The organism is Nocardiopsis sp. RV163 (assembly GCF_001029525.1).
Classification (GTDB): Bacteria; Actinomycetota; Actinomycetes; order Streptosporangiales; family Streptosporangiaceae; genus Nocardiopsis; species Nocardiopsis dassonvillei.
Genome location: NZ_LEKI01000008.1, coordinates 33,669 through 50,573, shown reverse-complemented (window position 1 = coordinate 50,573; position 16,905 = coordinate 33,669). Strand labels below are relative to the sequence as shown.

Here is a 16,905-nt window from a genome sequence, read left to right as displayed (position 1 = left end):
GTCACCACTGTCCGCATCCGGACAACTACCGCGACGCAGGTCACAACCTCTGCCCGGCGGCCGCCGCCCACGGCCGCGCGTCCCCGGACGCGGTGCCCTCGGGGGCTCACCCGTGGGCGACCAGGTCGTGTCCGGCCAGGCGGCCGACGCGCTCGTCGCGGACCTGCCGGGCGAGGGCGGCGGTTGCTGCGAGCTCGGCGACGTCCGCGGCCCGTGTGCCCAGGAAGCCCGCCGCGGCCAGGTGCTCTGTGTACTCAGCGGTCGAGTCCACCGCCTCCTGGCACTGCTCCCACTCCCGGTGGGCGGCGACGGCCTGCTCGACCAGGCGTCCGTACTCGGTGATCTGGGCGACCCGGGCGCGCACCGCCTCCTCGACGGCGTGCAGGTGCTCTCGCTGGGGTTTGAGCGCCTCCCTGACGCGGGGTGAGACCGCCCGCTGCCAGCGGCGCTGGTGGGAGCGGCGCAGTTCGCGCTGCCGGGCCAGGAGCGAGGCGATGCGCCACTCCTGTTCGCGCAGGACGGTCAGCGCCCGGTCGGTGTCCAGGGAGTCCCCGCCGAGTTCGACCCGGGCCCCGCGCACCAGGTCGATCGTGCGCTGCACCTCCACCAGCAGGGCGTGGTCGCCCTCGCTGACGTCGTCGGGCAGCACCACCCGCTCCGGGTGCCGCTCCCGGTCGGTCCGGCGCACCCGCGAGGTGAGGGTGTCGGCGGTGACTACGGCGACGAGCACCCCGAAGACCACCCAGGGGATGCCCGGGGAGGGGTCCTGCGGCACCACGTCCATCAGCCAGGCCGGTGCGGCGACCAGTGTGCCCGCTCCCGCGGCGGCGCCCGCGGCCCGCACGGCGGGGTGGGCGTCGCGGCGGAAGGCCAGGGCGGCGACGTAGGCGACGAGGCTGACGCTGGCGATCACCATGCCCAGGTACCAGCCCGCGGTGACCAGCGCCAGGGTCGTGGTGAACCCGACGCCGAGCAGGTGGACACCGCTGTCGGACAGCCGCGGCGGGCGGGCCTCGGCGGGCCCGCCGCCTCTGGGCGGGGGTCCCGGGGGCTGCACCCCCGGAAGGGCCTCCCGGCGCCGGAGAGCGGGCGGGGCGGGGTCGATGACGGGTCGCGGCCGGATGGCGTCCTCACGCATGGGCGGTCCCTCGTGAGCGGTGGGGGGTCGGAATGCCGGGGCTGGTGAGGTCGGGCACCCGGGACGGAACCCGACAGGGTAGGAGATTCCCACCCGGGAGCGCCCCGAACCGGGCGCCGCGCACTGCCGTGACCGGAGAGGCCCGGCCGCCGGCCTCCTCCCCCGTGACCTCGCGTCCAGAGGCGCTGTCCGCGTCCCACAGCGCCTCCAGCAGCGGGGATCACCGGGAGGAGAGGGCTCCTGCTTCACACCCGCAACAGTTTGGGATGACCGCCTAGAGCTGCTCGTCGCGTCCGCCCGCCGGCACCAGGTCTCCCTCCTCCTCGCCAGGGCGCTGGCGGGTGGGGTTGGTGTCCAGCCAGCGCAGCAGGTTCTCCGAGACCAGGTCCACGCCGATCCGTCCGACCCTGCCGTCAAGGTCCCGGAACAGGCACTCGCCGTTGCCGAGGTTGCGCAGCACGGCGAGGTGGTCCTCGTTGGTCTCCACGCCCAGCAGGGACATGACGCTCTCCACCTCGAAGCGCTCGCTGGAGCGGAAGGCGAACACCGAGGACAGGCAGTTGGTGACCTGCTCGTTGAGGAGGTCGCCCGCGTTCTGCGAGACGAGGATGAGCGCGGTGTTGCGGGAGCGGCCCATGCGCGAGACCTCGGGGACGAGCTTGGCGCCCTCGGGCGTGGAGGTGACGGCCCATGCCTCGTCCAGGAAGATCGCCTTGGGCAGGCGCCGGTCCAGGCCGTTCATCAGGCGGCGCGCGAACTGGGAGACCAGGTAGAGCAGGGCGACGGACAGGCGCTGCTCGTAGGAGTAGTCGTCGCGGCCCACGCCGGAGTCGGGCAGGGTGAGCCCGCCCAGGGTGAAAACGGTGGTCCAGCCCTCGGTGTCGATCCGCGCCTCGCCCTGGGGGTCGAAGCACAGGCTGGCCAACCGCATCTCCGACATGGACTGCAGGACGGCCCCCAGGTTGCGCGAGGCCGCGCCGGGCGAGGAGACCAGGTGGTCCACGACCTTGGCCAGGGAGGGCTGGGGCTGGTTGGCGACAGCGGCCACGGCCTGGATCATGGCGGACTCGCGTTCCTCGCTCATGCGGGGCAGGAGCAGGCGCAGGGTCTCGGTGGCCATGGTCTTCTTGGCGGACAGGTCGTCGCCGAAGGCGAAGGGGTCGAGCAGGCCCGGCTGGGCCGACCCCAGGGACATCATGCGGGCCTTGCGGCCGCGTCTTTGCAGGAGTTCGACGAGGGACTCGGCGTCGCCCTTGGGGTCGATTGCGGCGACGGTGACCCCGCGCAGGGCGAGCTGGTAGATGAGCAGGAGGGCGAGGGTGGTCTTGCCGCCGCCGGGCTCGCCGGTGATGGCGATGGCGGTGGGGCGGTTGCGGGCCGCGGCGACCATGGGGTCGAAGTGGACGATCGAGCGGGCGCGGCCGATGGTCTCGCCGACGTAGGGGCCCACCCAGCCGCCGCCGGAGTGGTCGACGCGGTCGCCGACGTCCACTGTGGCGGTGGGCATCCCGCCCGCGATGGTGCGCAGCGGCTGGCGCTGGGCGTAGGCGTTGAGGCGGATGCGGTCGCCGGGCAGGGACTCGTTGAACAGCGAGAACTGGTCGCCGGTGGAGTTGATGACGTCGATGCCGATGTCGCGGTAGTGCTCGATGACCGCCTCGACGTGCTGGCCGAGGAGGCGCTCGGTGGGCGCGGACACCATGAGGCGGTGCCAGCCGTAGACGAAGGGCAGGCGCTCCTTGGTGATGCCGTGCTCCAGCATGCGGGCGGCGTCGATCTGCTCGGCGAGCGCGATGGGCGCCTCCACCCCGGCCTCGCGGATGTGGGCGTCCATGTCGCGGGCGTGGGCGAGCTTGCGGCCGACGTCCTTGGATGCCTTGGCGGGCGGGATGAGCTTCATCCGCAGGGACATCTCCACCGGGAAGGGGAGCGCGTCGGCGTGGTGCATCCAGGGCTCGCCGTCGGGGAAGGGCATCAGGTCCGGGAAGCGGGCGAAGGACAGGAACGCGACGTGGGTGGACCCCGCGGGCTGTTCGAGGCGCAGCGAGGAGCGGCCGTTGTGCACGACGCCGTCGACCAGCGCCTCGATCTCGCCGCGGCCCCAGGTGCGCCGTCCGGCCGCCGAGGGGCGGATCTCCTCGGCGGTGCCGCTGACGGCGTGCCGGATGAGCCAGGCGATCTCGTCGGAGGTGGCGTGGCGGGCGTGCAGCGAGCTGGCGGCCAGGGCGCGGCCGAGCCGCTCGGCCTGGTCGGTCCAGCGGGCGATCTCGCGGTCGTCCACGGCGTCGTCGTTGATGCCCAGGACCTGTTCGGTGCGCTGGTAGGCGCCGAAGAGCTGGGAGAACAGGCCGAGCCCGGCGCCGACGTTGCGCTGGCCGAGGCGGACGCCGAGGTAGACCTCCTTGGTCCAGAAGTCCTTGGCCCACACGTGCCGGTACGTCTCGTCGAGGTAGTCGTACCAGCCGGGGCCGGAGTCTGAGGTGGCGTCGAGCCGGGTGGCCCACTCCGCGGCCGGATAGGTGCGGTGGGCGACGCGCAGGTGGACCTCGGCGTCGTTCATGCGGATGGCGGCGAGGGCGATGGTGACGTTGGTGGCCAGTGCCTGGCGCTCCTCGGGCGTGGTGAACTCGTAGGAGACCGTGGGCAGGCGGAAGTAGGCCCAGGCCTCGCTGTCGCTGAACAGCACGCGGTCGTCGAAGTAGCGGACCGCGAGGCGGGTCGCGCCACGGGTCCCCCTGGTGCCGGTCATCTCTTCGCCCTTCTGGTCGCGTCGCGTGGCGGGGTTCCGTCGTTCCTACCCGGACCCGCCGCCCTCGCCCCCTTCATAGTGGAGTATCGCCCCGGAACGGGAGAAGCGGACGGGGTTACGGCGCGCCAGAACCCCGGAGGGCGGCGTCGGGCCCGCCCCCCGGGGGGAGACGGGCCCGACCTGCGGCGGTGGCGGAGACGTGCCCGTCGGCACGCGTCCCACCAGGTGGCGGCTGGGTCGTGTTCCCCGGATCGTTTCGGGCTCGCGACCACCGGGCTGCCCCTCGCAACGCCGGTTCCGCTCGGAAGGCCGACCGGGCCGACCCGCGCGAACCGTCTCGCGGGTCGGCCCGGACGACCGCCCGCTGACCCGAGAGCCCTAGCAGGCGGTGTCGATGGTGTCCTGGACGGCGGACCTCTCCGCGGAGGTGACGGTGAGGTCGTAGCGGTGCTTCACGTTGATCCACGCCTTGACGTAGTCGCAGTGGATCGCGGTGTTGTCCGGCATCCACTGGGAGGGGTCCTTGTCGCCCTTGGCGCTGTTGCTGCTGACGGTGACCGCCCAGAGCTGGGGGGAGTCGACGTCGTTGGCGAAGTCGCGGCGCCGCTCGGTGGTCCAGTCGGCCGCGCCGGTCTTCCATGCCTCGCTGAGCGGGACCATGTGGTCGACGCTGATCTGGGAGACGTCGCCGTCCCACCACACGTCGTCGAAGGTGCTGTACCAGCGGCCGGATGTCGGCTGGCAGTCGGAGTCGGTCACCACGTCGTGGCCGTCGCGGACGAGCACGTACTGGCGGGCGGTGCAGGGGCTGTCGACGACGCTCCAGTGCGGGAAGAGGCCGCGGTCGTAGCCGGTCTGGGGGCCCTTGGTCCGGACGGTGAGGGAGTCGAGCTGGCTCTGGGCGGTGGAGGTGCTGGGGATGCCCGGGGGCAGGACGTGGTCGGCGGCGGCCGGGGCCGACCAGCCCGTGACGACGGCGAGGACCGCGGCGCTGAGGGCCGCGAGCGCGCGGGGAAGCGCACGGGGACGGGGGGAGGGCACGTTTTCTCCTCTGTGAGCGGGTGGGAGGAAAGCACGGACCCCACCACTGTGCGGCAAACGCTCCTCTCCCACCAGTACCCCCAGGGGAAATTCCGCCGGAATCGGGGATGACGTCCCGGCACTTCTCCCGGGGTTCTGCACCAGCCCCTGAACCTTATTTGTGTGATCTAGCACACAACAAAAGTGTGTTCTTTCACAAGCAATCCCGGAGGCGAAGGGCAAAGCCGGACGACCTGGGAAGACTCACTCTCAGTTCATAAAATTTCACTCAGAGTGATGCCATGCAGGTGAACGACCGGACCCGCCCCCGCGGCAAGGATAAGAGCAGAAAGGGAAACCGGCGGCCCTCACGATTTCCCCCATAGAGTATAACTGTCCTACCCGACAAAAAGGACACTAAACACCGCACATAAAGAAGCCGTAAGTAGGCTTGCCTGCCCTTTGTTAAGTTCGCATGTCGTAGGAGAAACCGTCGACATCGGAGAGGATGAGCCCCGCCAGGGGATCGACCATGACTCTGCAGATGGACCTTCCGACCAGCACCGCGGACGAATACCCCACACGCAAGAGCACCGAACCCGCCCTGCTCTACCGCAGGGACCCCGCCGTCTGGGGGACCGACGAGGGCCCCTTCTCCCATGACGAGCTGTGCGCCTACGGTGAGCGCGGCTACACCCAGATCGACTCCCTCATCACCCCCGACGAGGTCGGGGCCTACAGCGCCGAACTGGAGCGGCTGAGCTCCGACCCAGGACTGCGCGGCGACGAACGCTTGGTCGTCGAGCCCTCCTCCGACGAGGTGCGCTCGGTGTTCGAGGTGCACAAGGTCAGCAAGGTCTTCGCCGACCTGGTGAACGACCCGCGCCTGGTCGACCGCGCCCGCCAGATCCTGGGCTCGGACGTGTACGTGCACCAGAGCCGCGTCAACTACAAACCGGGCTTCGGCGGCGGCTCGTTCTACTGGCACTCCGACTTCGAGACCTGGCACGCCGAGGACGGCATGCCGAGGATGCGGGCGGTCAGCTTCTCGGTCGCCCTGACCGACAACTACGCGCACAACGGCGCACTGATGATCATGCCGGGATCGCACAGGACGTTCGTCTCCTGTGTGGGCGAGACCCCGGACGACCACTACCGCGCCTCGCTCAAGAGCCAGCACGTGGGCACCCCGGACAAGAGCTCCCTGTCCTACCTCGCCGACCAGCACGGCATCGACGTGCTGACCGGCCCGGCCGGCGGGGTGACCGTGTTCGACTCCAACTGCATGCACGGCTCGGGCGGCAACATCACGCCCTACCCCCGGTCCAACGTCTTCATCGTCTTCAACAGCGTCGAGAACGCCTGCGAAAGACCTTTCAGCGCCTCCGCCCCGCGCCCGGAGTTCCTCTCCGCGCGCGAGTTCGCCCCAGTGGGCCGCTGACCGCCGCGAGCGGAACGCGCGCCCGCCCGGAAGGCGTGATCCAGAGCCCCCGTGCGGGGCGGGCCCCGAGCCCGACACGCACGGGGGTTCTCCCGTACCGGGAGGCCCCGGAGCCGGGCGGCGCGCCTTCGGCGCTACTGCTGGGTGAGGGAGTTGACCAGAACACCGCCCAGTGCGCCGTGGGCGCGCTTGGTGGCGGGGCGCAGTGCGCCCACGTCGATCCTGGTGTAGGACGAGCCGAGGTGGTCGTCCCAGGGGATACGGACGATGGCGCGGCACCGGCCGCGGGCCACCCGCTCGGCAGCGTCCACGTCCTGGAGGCTGCGCTTGCTGACCCCGTTGACCACGAGCACGGACCTGGCGCGCAGGGCGCCGTAGCCGTTGCCGTCCAGCCAGTCGAAGGTCATGGAGACCGCGCGCTCGGCGTCGGCGTTGGCCGGGGCGACCAGCACCAGCCCGTCGGCGACCGGCAGGGCCCGCGCCACGCCCGTGGCCGCCGGGTCCAGCAGGGTGACGCCGTAGAACCCGCCGAGCAGCGAGGCCAGTTGGCCGTAGTCGCGGTCGTCCAGGGTCTGCACGTAGGGGTCGTCCAGGGTCTGCACGACCTCCAGGCCGGTCGCGGTCCGGCTGGTGTAGCCGCTCATCCGGGAGTAGTCCTGGATCGCCTCGGCGTTGGCGAGCAGCCCGGTGAGGGTCTCGGGGGTCTGCGCGCCGACGCGGCGGGAGAGGCCGTTGGGGCCGGGGTTGACGTCGACGGCGACGACGAGGTCGTCGCGGTGCGCGGCCAGGGTGTGGCCGATCATCAGCGCGGTGACGGTCTGCCCGGCGCCGCCGGTGCAGCCCAGCACGACGAGACTGCGCGGGCCGTCCAGCGGGGTTCGCAGGCGCTCGATGTCGCTGGGCGGCAGGTCGGAGCGCACGGGGGCCGTACCGCCGGTGACGACCTTGGCCAGGCGCCGCCAGCCCCGGGTGCCTCCGGAGTCGCTGGCGGCGGGCTCCTCGGAGCGCCGCCGGGGCTCGGGCTCCTCGGTCCGGTGGGCGGGGACGCCTGCGGGGGTGTCGCCCAGGCGCTCCTGCTCGCCGGTGCCGTGGTCGAGTTCCAGGGCGGTCCCGGGCTCGCGCACGGACGGGTCGGGCTCCTCTCCGGGCGCGGGCTGGCCGAAGAGCTGGCCGAGCCTGCGCGCGTTCTGCGCCACCCGGTGGAAGACGCCGTCGTACGGGTCCTCCGACTCCTGCGGCTCCTCGGCGGGGTGCTCCTGACCGGCGGACGGGGCGGGGGGGCCCGGGACGGCCTCGTCCTCGGTCCGCCCGGTGTCCTCGGCTCCCGGACCGGTCGGCGGGAAGGTCCGTCCCTCCTCGGAGGAGGTCCGCTCCTGTGTGAGGGCGTCGGCCATGCTGGGGTTGGCCCTCGGGTCGCGGGCGGCGCCGGTGCGCTGCTCCGGCGCCTCGGAACCGGTGCGGGCGGTCCCGGCGCTCCGGGGGTCGGCGGCCGAGTCGGGCTTCGCGTCGGTGTCCGCGTCCCCGACGGCGGCGCCGGTGGCGCGCATGCTCCAGCGGGCGCGGAAGGACGCGTCATCCCGGTCGGCTACGGCGGAACCGGAGGCCGCACGGGTCGGTGCGCCGTCCTGCTCCCGTGCCTCACCGGGGCCGCGGACCTCCCCGCGCGCGTTCCGTCGGCGGCGGGCCAGGGCCTCGGTCTCGGCCCTCTCCAGGTCGGAGGCGGTGCGTCGGCGGACCTGGTCGGCGCCCGGGTCGACGCGGACGTTGCCGTCCCCGCGCCCGTGGTCGTCCCGGACCTCGACGAAGCTGACGAGTTCGCCGGTTCCGTGGTCGAGCTGGGTGGGCGGCTTGGGCTCGTCGGCGGGGGTGCGCCCGGCCGGTTCGGCGTCCCGTACCGCCTCGTCGGCGGCGGCGGTCCCGGCGGCGTCGTCGGCGGCCTCCGGGGCGGCGTTCTCCTCGCGCAACTCGTCGGCGGGGATGAGGGGGTTGCCCCGGTCGCCGACCTTGGGCTGGTCGGGGTGGCGCTTCCTGCCGTCCTCGAACCACCGTGAGGGGTCCTTGGCGTCGCGGTCCTGGGCGGGAAGGGCGTCGGCGAACTTCGGGCGCGGCGGCGCCGGGGTGTCGGCGGTGATGAGGTGGTCGTCGAGCACGGACATGTGCTCGTTCCACTCGGGACCGCGGTCCCGGGACTCCTCGCTCGGCTTCCCGGGTATGGCGTCCTGCTCGCCGGTGCCGTGGTCGAGTTCCAGGGCGGGTTTGTGGGGGGAGCGCTCGGCCGCGGGGGCCTCGGGCACACCGCTGTCCGGGGCGACCCGCGCGCCGGGGGTTCCCTCGGGAGGAACGGTGTCGCCGCGCCCTGTGGCGGACCGGTGCCCGACGGACTCCCCGGCCCCGGCGGGGCTCCCGGGCCCGGTGACGTCCCCGGGCCCGGCGGTGTTCGCGCGCTCCGTGGCGTCCTCGGGCCCCGTGGTGGACCGGTGCCCGACGACGTCCTCGGGCTCAGCGTCGTCCCCGTGTCCGGCGAGGCTGCGCAGCGCGACGGTCTCCTCGTCTGCCGTGACGGGCAGGCGCCCGGCGTCCTCCGACCCGGTGGCGCCCCGGCGGGAGGCCGCCGAGGGGCCTTCGGGTTCGGAGGGGACCGCGTGCCCGGCGGTCCCGGTGTCCCGCGTACCCGTGCCGGGAGCGGCCTCTACCGGGGCTCCGGGCAGGTCCTCCGCCGTGTGCCGTGCCGCACACGCCGCCGGAGGAGCGGTGTCCGCCGCCGCTTCCGTGTCCGTGGTCTCGGGCGCACCGTCCCCGCTCGCGGCGTCCTCGGCGCCGACCGCACCCTCCCGCCGGTCGGTGCGGGCCGGCGCGTCCACGTCCGCGGTCGCGCCGGGCTCCTCCCGCGGCGCCGCGGAGGAGGGCGGCAGCCAGGGCAGGGAACCGGCCTCGGCCGGAGGGCGGCCGGTGGCCGCCGCGTAACGGGCGGCGTAGTCCGAAAGGTCACCGTAGTCGGCCGCGGGTTCGGCCTTCTTCTCCAGTTCCCACGGGGCGGCGTGGGGGCGCCCCGCGCGGCGGGGGCGCTCCGCCTCCTCGCCGGTGCCGGGGAGTGCCCGGCCCCGGGCGCGGGAGGTCGGCAGCTCCCTCGGGCCGCGCTCGCGCACGCGCTCGGTGCGGCGCTGCTCCTCCAGGTCCTTGGCGACCCTGAGGCCCTGCGTACGGCCGCGCAGGCGCCGGGCGGCGGCGGTCTCCTCCTCGTCGGAGCCGGAGGCGCGCCGCTCCTGCACCGCGTCGGCCAGCTCTCCCCGGCCGATGGCCGCGGTGTCGCCGACGCTGTAGGCGCTCTTGGAGGTCAGACCGACGGGGGTCTCGCCGGAGGAGGCGCGCAGGCGGGCGAACCACGCGTCGCTGTCGCGCTGCTCCTCGCCCTCGGTCTCGTAGATCCTCTCCCGCACGAAGCCGTCTTCGGGGTCCGCCCCGGCGTCCGTCTCGGGCCCGCGGGGCTCCTCCTCCCGGGGCTCCCCTGCTCCGGACCCCAGGGCGAAGCCGAAGTAGTTGAGCACGCGGCGGCCGAATCCGCGCCGGGGCCCGTCGGGCTCCGCGCCGCCGCCTCCGGAGGCGGCGGACGCCTCGGTCTGCTCCTCGCGCGGCCGCGACGGGGCGCGCCGCTCCTCGGGTTCGGGGCGGGCGGCGACGGCCACGGGGGCGCGTTCGGGAGCTGCCGGGGCCTTTTCCGCCGCAGCCTCGCGCTCCGGGGCCGGAGCGTTCTCGGCCCGGACGGGTACGGCCTTCGGCTCGGCCGGGGCGCTCTCGGCCCCGGCGGACACTGTATCCATGCGGGTGGGGGCGGCCTTCGCCCTGACCGGAACCCGCCTCCCGGTCTCCTCGTCGCCTCGGGACCGGACGCGCGGAGCCTCGGCGGGAACCCTCTCCCGTCCCCGGTCCGGCTTCCCGGAGCCGCCCCGGGCGGGGGCCTCCTCCTCGGCCCCGGAGGCCGGAACACCGTCGGCGGGACCGCGTACGCCGAGCAGCGGCGGTGCGTCGGAGCGGGAGGGGCGCACCGCGGTGTCGGCGGCCTCCGCGATCCCGGCCCCGGCCGTCTCCGGCTCGGGTTCGGCGCGGCGCCGCGCCGCCGACGGGAGCGGACCGGCCGCGGGGTCGCGGTGCCACACCCGCACGGTCACTCGGACCTCGGCGGGCTCGTACTCGGGGGCCAGGCGGTTGTACACCCGCGCTTCGGCCAGGAAGCGCGCCTGGGAGAGGAGCAGCTCGGTGAGGCGCTTGCCCTCGATCACCGGCCGGGTGGCCAGCACGGTGATCACACCGGGCGGGACCACCCACAGCACCAGGTGCCAGCCGTTGCCGAACACGAAGGGCGCGTTGACGAGGCTGAGCAGGACCACCCAGAGCGCGAACACGCCCAGGGCGACCCCGAAGGTGCCCACCGGGAGCGGCATGGGCAGCCGGAAATCGTAGAGCTTGTAGAGCCGCTTCTCGATACGCCAGATGTTGGTGTACGTGGGAAGGTCCACGTTTCCGGCCTCCCTCGCCTACTCGGTCGATACGCCCATCGCTCGGGCGAGCGCCACGGCGATGACCTCGATGATGCCGGGGACGTAGAACACGATCCCGATGAAGATGGCCAGGATGATGAACTGCGCGAACCTCGTGATCTCCCTAGTGAACAGGAAGAACACCGCCACGATGGAGACGATGACGAGGAAGAGGGGTCCGAAGAAGCCCCTCAGGAAGTCGGCGAGGCCACCGGTGTCGGGGGCGTTCTCGGTGGTCTGCGCCGCGAGGAAGAGCAGGTCGGCACCTCCGGCGGCGTGGAGCACGTCCGGTGTGGAGGACAGCAGGGGGAGCATGTCAGGCGCCGCCCCCCGGTGTCGTTTCTGGTGTGCGCATGGTCCTTCTCTTCTCCTTGCCTACAGGCCCCGTCATCCGCCGAACGAGCGCGGGGCGCCCTGGATGTCACGCACGTGCCACTCGCTGCCCGAGTCCACGACGGTGACCAGGTAGTTCTGCGTGATCTGCCCGGTGTCGGCCCCGTCGGAGGCCGGGACGTTCCACCGGACGGTGGCCGCTACCTGTCGTACGTCATCATTCCCGGTCGAGGCCCGCGTTGGCACCGTGATATCGGACAGTTCACCAAATTCCAGGCTGTTCTCAGGAAGCGGGGCGATGGTGACACCCGGTTCCACATAGCGTTCCAGGTGCGCCGGCTCCCCCGCGTAGGCCTCGAAGAAGCCGGACAGCACCTCCCCGAGCTGCTCCTCGGCCTCCGGGTCGGTCTCGAAGGCCGACCCCTCGGGCAGGCTGGCCCGGGTCGGCGCAGCCAGCAGCGCCGGGTTGCCCGAGACCACCAGGGCCTCCCCGTCGGCGTAGACCGGCACGTCCAGGCGCATGGGCCGATCGTTGACGTCGGCCCGCACGACGACGACGCCGTTGTGGTCGTCCTCCACGTGCACGGCGACCACCGTGAGGTTGCCGCCGGTGAGGCTGTCGGCGGGGACGTCCAGGGCGGCGGCCTCCCCGTCGGGGACGAAGGCCGCCAGGTCGGACAGGCGCGCCTCGGGGTCGGCCGTGTCGAGGTAGGCCTCGGCGAACCGCATACCGAAGGCCGCGGCGGCGGTCTCCGGATAAGTGGCATCGCTCTGCTCGGGCTCCTCGGAGGTCTCGGGAAGGGCGAACCCGCCGCGCAGCGGGAACCAGACGCCGTTGAAGACGACGACGATGATGAAGGCCCACAGGACGGCGCGGCCCACGCCGACCCACCAGCGCCCTCCGGCTCCGGCCCGGGGCCGTCGGGCGCGGGGGGAGTCGAGTCCCGCACCGCCGTCGTCCGGCTCACCCGCGGCGGCACCGCGCCGCGACGCCTTCGCCATCCCCGCCTCCTGCACACAGGTCCGTGCCGCCCGCTTCGGACGGCGTCTCCGCCATGCCCTTGTCTACCCCATCCCTATAGTGAGGCATTGTGCGGGTTGGGAGCGTCCTTGGTGACTCCGCGTTTCCCCGCCAACCGCACATTGCACACATGGGCTTAACTTCTCAAAAGGGGCACAATACGGCAAGAGTTGCACTAACTCCTGTCGCAGCCACACACTTCGCCGCAATTATGGTCGGACCGGAAAGGGATTAGTTCCCTCGAAGGCAGCAAGATGTGTCCCCGCGGACCGGAAAACCGTTGACGGGATGTAACCGGGATCTCCTCCCGCGCCCGGCGGAGCGGCCGCCGCCCCGGCGGAGAGCCCCCGGCTCCGGGCCGATCCGGTCCCAAGCACGGATCCACCGTGTGCGCACGGGGGCGTGCCTTAGATTGGCGGCATGCTCCGACACCTCGCAGCCCGGGGGTTCTGGTCCCTCAGCCGGTGGAAGCTGGCCACCGAGCCCAAGCCCGACCGCCCCACCGTGCTGATCGGTGCCCCACACACCTCCAACTGGGACTTCGTGCTCATGCTCGCCATCTCCTGGCGCCTGGGCCTGGAGCTGCACTGGCTGGGGAAGCAGAGCCTGTTCACGGGCTGGCGCGGCCCGATCATGCGCGCGCTCGGTGGCATCCCCGTCGATCGCGCGAATCCCGGCCGGGTCGTCGACGACGCCGTCAGGCGCGTGCGGTCCGGCGAGACCTTCGGTCTGGTCATCACCCCCGACGGCACCCGCGGGGCGCACACGCATTGGAAGTCCGGCTTCTACCGCATCGCCCGCGAGACGGGGATGCCGGTGACGCTCGGTTTCGTCGACCGCACCACGAGGACCACCGGGCTCGGCCCGACCTTCGAACTGACCGGCGACGTCGCGGAGGACATGGGCCGCATCCGCGCCTTCTACGCCGACAAGGCCGGACACAGCCCGGAGCGGCGCGTCGAACCGCGCCTGCGCGAGGAGGGCTGCGCCGACTGACCCCCGTCCGAGCCGGCCGACCGGCCTCTCGCCAAGAGACGGAAACCGTCGACCCTCAGTAGTGGGGGCGTGGGGGAGACGACGACCTCGCGATCCGCGTCTGGACACGGTCTCGACGGCGCCATGGTCGTCGTCGACCCTCGTGGCCGAGGGGAAGAGGGGTCTACGTGCTTCGCTCGCGGTGACCGACATTCCGACTCCTTCGATGAGTGGCACCGCGTGTCGCACCACTCGTGTGCGGACGGGGCCGGAGGGATTCCGGACCCGGGGCACACGACAGGGGCCGCGGACTCAGGCGCCTGAGGTTCGGCGCGGGTCCGCGGCCCCTGTTCACGGGCGTACGGCTCGGTCAGACGTTGAAGCGGAACTCCACGACGTCTCCGTCTGCCATCACGTACTCCTTGCCCTCCATACGGACCTTGCCCGCCGCGCGGGCGGTCTGCATGTCGCCCGCGGCGACCAGGTCCTCGAAGGAGACCACCTCGGCCTTGATGAAACCGCGCTGGAAGTCGGTGTGGATGACACCGGCGGCCTCGGGGGCGGTGGCGCCCTTGCGGATCGTCCAGGCCCGGGCCTCCTTGGGCCCGGCGGTCAGGTAAGTCTGCAGGCCCAGGGTGGCGAAGCCGACCCGGGCGAGCTGTGCCAGACCCGACTCGGTCTGGCCCATGGACTCCAGCAGCTCCTGCGCCTCGTCCTCCTCCAGCTCGGCCAGCTCCGCCTCGATCTTGGCATCCAGGAAGATCGCCTCGGCCGGAGCGACGAGCTCCTGGAGCTTGGTGCGCAGGGCTCCGTCCGCCAGCTCGTCGGTGTCGAGGTTGAACACGTAGATGAACGGCTTGACCGTGAGCAGGCTCAGCTCGCGCAGCCGGTCCAGGTCCACGCCCTGGGCCGCGGACAGCGAGGTGCCCCCGTCGAGGACCGCCTGAGCGTCGCGGGCGGCCTGGAGCAGCTCCTGGGCGCCCTTGTCCTTGGCGTTGCGCTTGGCGTCCTTCTCCAGGCGGGGAAGCGCCTTCTCCAGGGTCTGGAGGTCGGCCAGGATCAGCTCGGTGTTGATGGTCTCGATGTCGCGAGAGGGCTCGACGTCGCCGTCGACGTGCGTGACGTCGGGGTCGTCGAAGGCCCGGATCACCTGGCAGATGGCGTCGCTCTCGCGGATGTTGGCCAGGAACTTGTTTCCCAGGCCCTCGCCGGTGGAGGCGCCGCGCACGATGCCCGCGATGTCGACGAAGTCCACCGTCGCCGGGATGACCTTCGCCGAATCGAAGATCTCGGCCAGCTCGCCGAGCCGGGAGTCGGGAACGCCCACGACCCCGACGTTGGGCTCGATGGTCGCGAACGGGTAGTTCGCGGCCAGGGCGTCGTTCTTGGTCAGCGCGTTGAAGAGGGTGGACTTGCCGACGTTGGGCAGGCCGACGATCCCGATAGACAGACTCACAAGGTCAGAGTCTATGCGGACCCGCGGGTGGGCGGTCCCGCCGCGTCCGGGCCCCGGCTCCCCCGCCCGCGGCCCCGGACCTCCCCGCTGCCGGACCGCGCCGGTGGACGGGGCCGGGCCCCGCTCCGGACGGCGGGGCGGAAGGCGGGACGCGGGGCCGCGCGCGGTGCCGGAGCGGGAAAACAGGGCCGATCGCCGAAACGCGGTGCACGGGAGACGCTACTCACAGTAGGTTCGACGGACGCTGCCGGGGACCGGGGCGGCGGCCGTCCGGTGCGCGGGCCATCCGTCGCACGCACGGCTCAGCCTCCCGGACCTGGACCGACACACCGCCGCTCACGCGGCGGGCTCGCGGTGCGGCGGCCGGTGGGAGGGACCGGCTCCGGACCGCGTCGGACGAAGGCGCCCGGGCACACGGCCGACGCCGTGCACCGGCGCCGCCGTCGCAGCACCTTTCCTGGGGGGAGACAACCGTGGTCACCGACCAACTGAGGGCGCTCGTGCGCCGCTACCCGCTCGTGCGCTTCGCGACCCGCAAGATCCGCGTCCGGCTGCCCAGACGGCTGGGCGGACTGGACCCGGACCGAGTGCCCCCGTGGACCCGCGAGGTGGCCTTCTCCCTGCCCCGCCTGGACTCGGACACGCGGCGCATCGGCCCGGACGGCCTCACCCTGCGGCTGCCCGGCGACCTCACCGTTCCGCGGCGGCTGGCCGCCTTCGGGCTGGCCCGGCACGAGCCCGACAGCCTGGCCTGCTTCATGGCGATGCTCGACCACACCCGCCCCGGAGCGGTGGTCGACGTGGGCTCCGGGGTGGGGGTGTACTCGCTGCTGGCCGCCGCGCGCACGCGCCGGCCGGTGTTCGCGTTCGAGCCCACCCCGGAGATCGCCGCGGCGGCCCGGGTGGTCTCCTCGTCGGCGGACCTGGGCTTCACCGTGGTGGAACTGGCGCTGAGCAACCACACCGGCACCGCACACCTGCGGCGTGCCCGGCACAACGACATGTGCAACACGCTCGTGCGCTCGGCGCGCGCCGACCTGTCGCACATCACCGTGGAGGTGACCACCCTGGCGCGGTGGAACGAGGACGCGTCGGCCTTCCCGACCGTGATCAAGATCGACACGGTCGGCACGGAGCCGGACGTGGTCGCCGGAGGGCTGGAGGTGCTGCGCCGGTACCGGCCTTGGATGCTGGTGAAGGTACGGCCCGACCGGGGTGTGGAGGAGCGGCTCATGGCGCTGCTCGACCCGCTGGAGTACACCTGGTACCCGGTGAGCGGGCCGCCTCCCTACGAGCCGCGCCCGGAGATCTCGGGCCGGGCCTCCCCCGCGTGGGAGCGGATGTGGCTGTTCACGCCGGAGCCGGTGCCGGAGGAGTTCTGGCCCTCGGTCGACGGCTGGCGCGGGGCGCTGGAGTCCTGCCGTCCGGGTTCCCGCGGGAACCCGGGCCCCTAGAGCCAGCCCTCCAGCGCGGCGAGGAACCCGGGCAGGTCGTCGCGGTGGACGCAGTGCCCGGCGCCCTCCACGACCCGGACGGTGAAGCCGCGCCCGGTCAGCTCCTCCTCGGTCCGGGGCGTGACGGTGACGCTGTCGCCCGCGCGCAGGACGAGGGAGGGCACGACCGGTTCACCGGGGAGGAAGTCGCGCCCGGCGATCTCCTGCGCCACGAAGTCGAAGAACTCCGGGTCGAAGGCGGCGAAGCCCCTGACCTCCCTCTCGACGTCGTCATCGGTCCACCTGGGGTTGCTCTGGCGCACGCGTGCGGCGTCGGCGGTGACGAAGACGCGGCGCGCGCGCTCGCCCGCGTCGGCGTGCATCGGGGGCAGGCGGAAGGCCGGGTCCACGTACACCGCGCGGGCCGGGCGCAGCCTCTCCACCGCCAGGGAGAGCGCCACCGCGCCCGTGGAGTGGCCGATGGCCAGGTCCGCTCCGGCGGGCAGGGAGTCCGCGAGGTCGTCGCCGAGCGCTGGCACGGAGTAGGAGCCGCGCGGGCTGTCGCCGTGGCCGCGCATGTCGACGCTGACCACGCGGCGGCCCCGCTCGACCAGCGCCTCCTCGACGGCGTGCCAGGTCTCGTGGGTGGCCATGGATCCGTGGACGAGGAGCACGGTGAGGTCTCCGGTGCCGCGGGTGTAGGTCTCCAGTCTCATGGGAGCGGGCCTCCTGGGGAAGTGGGGGGCTGCCAGGTGCGGGGACCGGTGAGAGGTGGTCCGGCCCCGGACGGAGACCTCAGGTTCT

Annotated in this window: 11 protein-coding genes; 3 read left to right on the top strand and 8 right to left on the bottom strand. The window is 72.9% G+C overall.

The features are described 5' to 3' along the window. Positions 1-106: 106 nt before the first annotated feature. The 3 genes from ABD54_RS02950 to ABD54_RS02940 form a co-directional block, all read right to left on the bottom strand. The gene (locus ABD54_RS02950) at positions 107-1,138 is read right to left on the bottom strand and encodes a hypothetical protein (RefSeq protein ID WP_047867889.1); all 1,032 of its coding nucleotides are present in this window, start codon (positions 1,136-1,138) and stop codon (positions 107-109) included. A gap of 274 nt (positions 1,139-1,412) precedes the next feature. Beyond that, the gene (locus tag ABD54_RS02945; RefSeq protein WP_047867888.1) at positions 1,413-3,887 is read right to left on the bottom strand and encodes an ATP-binding protein; all 2,475 of its coding nucleotides are present in this window, start codon (positions 3,885-3,887) and stop codon (positions 1,413-1,415) included. 378 nt (positions 3,888-4,265) lie between these two features. Then, entirely contained in the window at positions 4,266-4,928 is a 663-nt protein-coding gene (locus tag ABD54_RS02940; protein ID WP_047867887.1) for an HNH endonuclease family protein, read from the bottom strand. 511 nt (positions 4,929-5,439) lie between these two features. Here ABD54_RS02940 and thpD point away from each other — a divergent pair. Beyond that, positions 5,440-6,348, top strand: coding sequence for an ectoine hydroxylase (gene thpD / locus ABD54_RS02935; RefSeq protein WP_047867886.1), 909 nt, complete (start codon positions 5,440-5,442; stop codon positions 6,346-6,348). A gap of 134 nt (positions 6,349-6,482) precedes the next feature. Here thpD and ABD54_RS02930 read toward each other — a convergent pair whose 3' ends face one another. The 3 genes from ABD54_RS02930 to ABD54_RS02920 form a co-directional block, all read right to left on the bottom strand. Next, a complete protein-coding gene (locus ABD54_RS02930) occupies positions 6,483-10,862 on the bottom strand; it encodes a TcpE family conjugal transfer membrane protein (RefSeq protein ID WP_047867885.1) in 4,380 nt (1,459 codons plus the stop codon). Positions 10,863-10,880: 18 nt separating this feature from the next. After that, positions 10,881-11,198 carry a hypothetical protein gene (locus ABD54_RS02925; protein ID WP_017566349.1) on the bottom strand — a complete coding sequence of 106 codons (318 nt, stop codon included), beginning with the start codon at positions 11,196-11,198 and terminating at the stop codon, positions 10,881-10,883. Between the two features lie 72 nt (positions 11,199-11,270). After that, on the bottom strand, positions 11,271-12,218 hold the full coding sequence (locus tag ABD54_RS02920) for a conjugal transfer protein (RefSeq protein WP_047867884.1): 948 nt from the start codon (positions 12,216-12,218) through the stop codon (positions 11,271-11,273). 439 nt (positions 12,219-12,657) lie between these two features. On the opposite strand from ABD54_RS02920, the gene ABD54_RS02915 reads away from it, so the two are divergent. Then, on the top strand, positions 12,658-13,233 hold the full coding sequence (locus ABD54_RS02915) for a 1-acyl-sn-glycerol-3-phosphate acyltransferase (protein WP_047867883.1): 576 nt from the start codon (positions 12,658-12,660) through the stop codon (positions 13,231-13,233). 349 nt (positions 13,234-13,582) lie between these two features. Here ABD54_RS02915 and ychF read toward each other — a convergent pair whose 3' ends face one another. Next, entirely contained in the window at positions 13,583-14,668 is a 1,086-nt protein-coding gene (gene ychF, locus ABD54_RS02910) for a redox-regulated ATPase YchF (protein ID WP_047867882.1), read from the bottom strand. 473 nt (positions 14,669-15,141) lie between these two features. Here ychF and ABD54_RS02905 point away from each other — a divergent pair, with 473 nt between their 5' ends. Next, positions 15,142-16,122, top strand: coding sequence for an FkbM family methyltransferase (locus ABD54_RS02905; protein ID WP_047867881.1), 981 nt, complete (start codon positions 15,142-15,144; stop codon positions 16,120-16,122). Here ABD54_RS02905 and ABD54_RS02900 read toward each other — a convergent pair. Continuing rightward, a complete protein-coding gene (locus ABD54_RS02900; protein WP_047867880.1) occupies positions 16,119-16,817 on the bottom strand; it encodes an alpha/beta fold hydrolase in 699 nt (232 codons plus the stop codon). The two genes, ABD54_RS02905 and ABD54_RS02900, sit on opposite strands and share 4 nt — an antisense overlap. Between the last annotated feature and the right edge of the window lie 88 nt (positions 16,818-16,905).

Coding starts and splice junctions, on each gene's coding strand:
- ABD54_RS02920 (WP_047867884.1), bottom strand. CDS start 12,218: ATGGCGAAGGCGTCGCGGCGCGGTGCCGCCGCGGGTGAGCCGGACGAC.
- ABD54_RS02915 (WP_047867883.1), top strand. CDS start 12,658: ATGCTCCGACACCTCGCAGCCCGGGGGTTCTGGTCCCTCAGCCGGTGG.
- ABD54_RS02950 (WP_047867889.1), bottom strand. CDS start 1,138: ATGCGTGAGGACGCCATCCGGCCGCGACCCGTCATCGACCCCGCCCCG.
- ABD54_RS02900 (WP_047867880.1), bottom strand. CDS start 16,817: ATGAGACTGGAGACCTACACCCGCGGCACCGGAGACCTCACCGTGCTC.
- thpD (WP_047867886.1), top strand. CDS start 5,440: ATGACTCTGCAGATGGACCTTCCGACCAGCACCGCGGACGAATACCCC.
- ABD54_RS02925 (WP_017566349.1), bottom strand. CDS start 11,198: ATGCTCCCCCTGCTGTCCTCCACACCGGACGTGCTCCACGCCGCCGGA.
- ABD54_RS02945 (WP_047867888.1), bottom strand. CDS start 3,887: ATGACCGGCACCAGGGGGACCCGTGGCGCGACCCGCCTCGCGGTCCGC.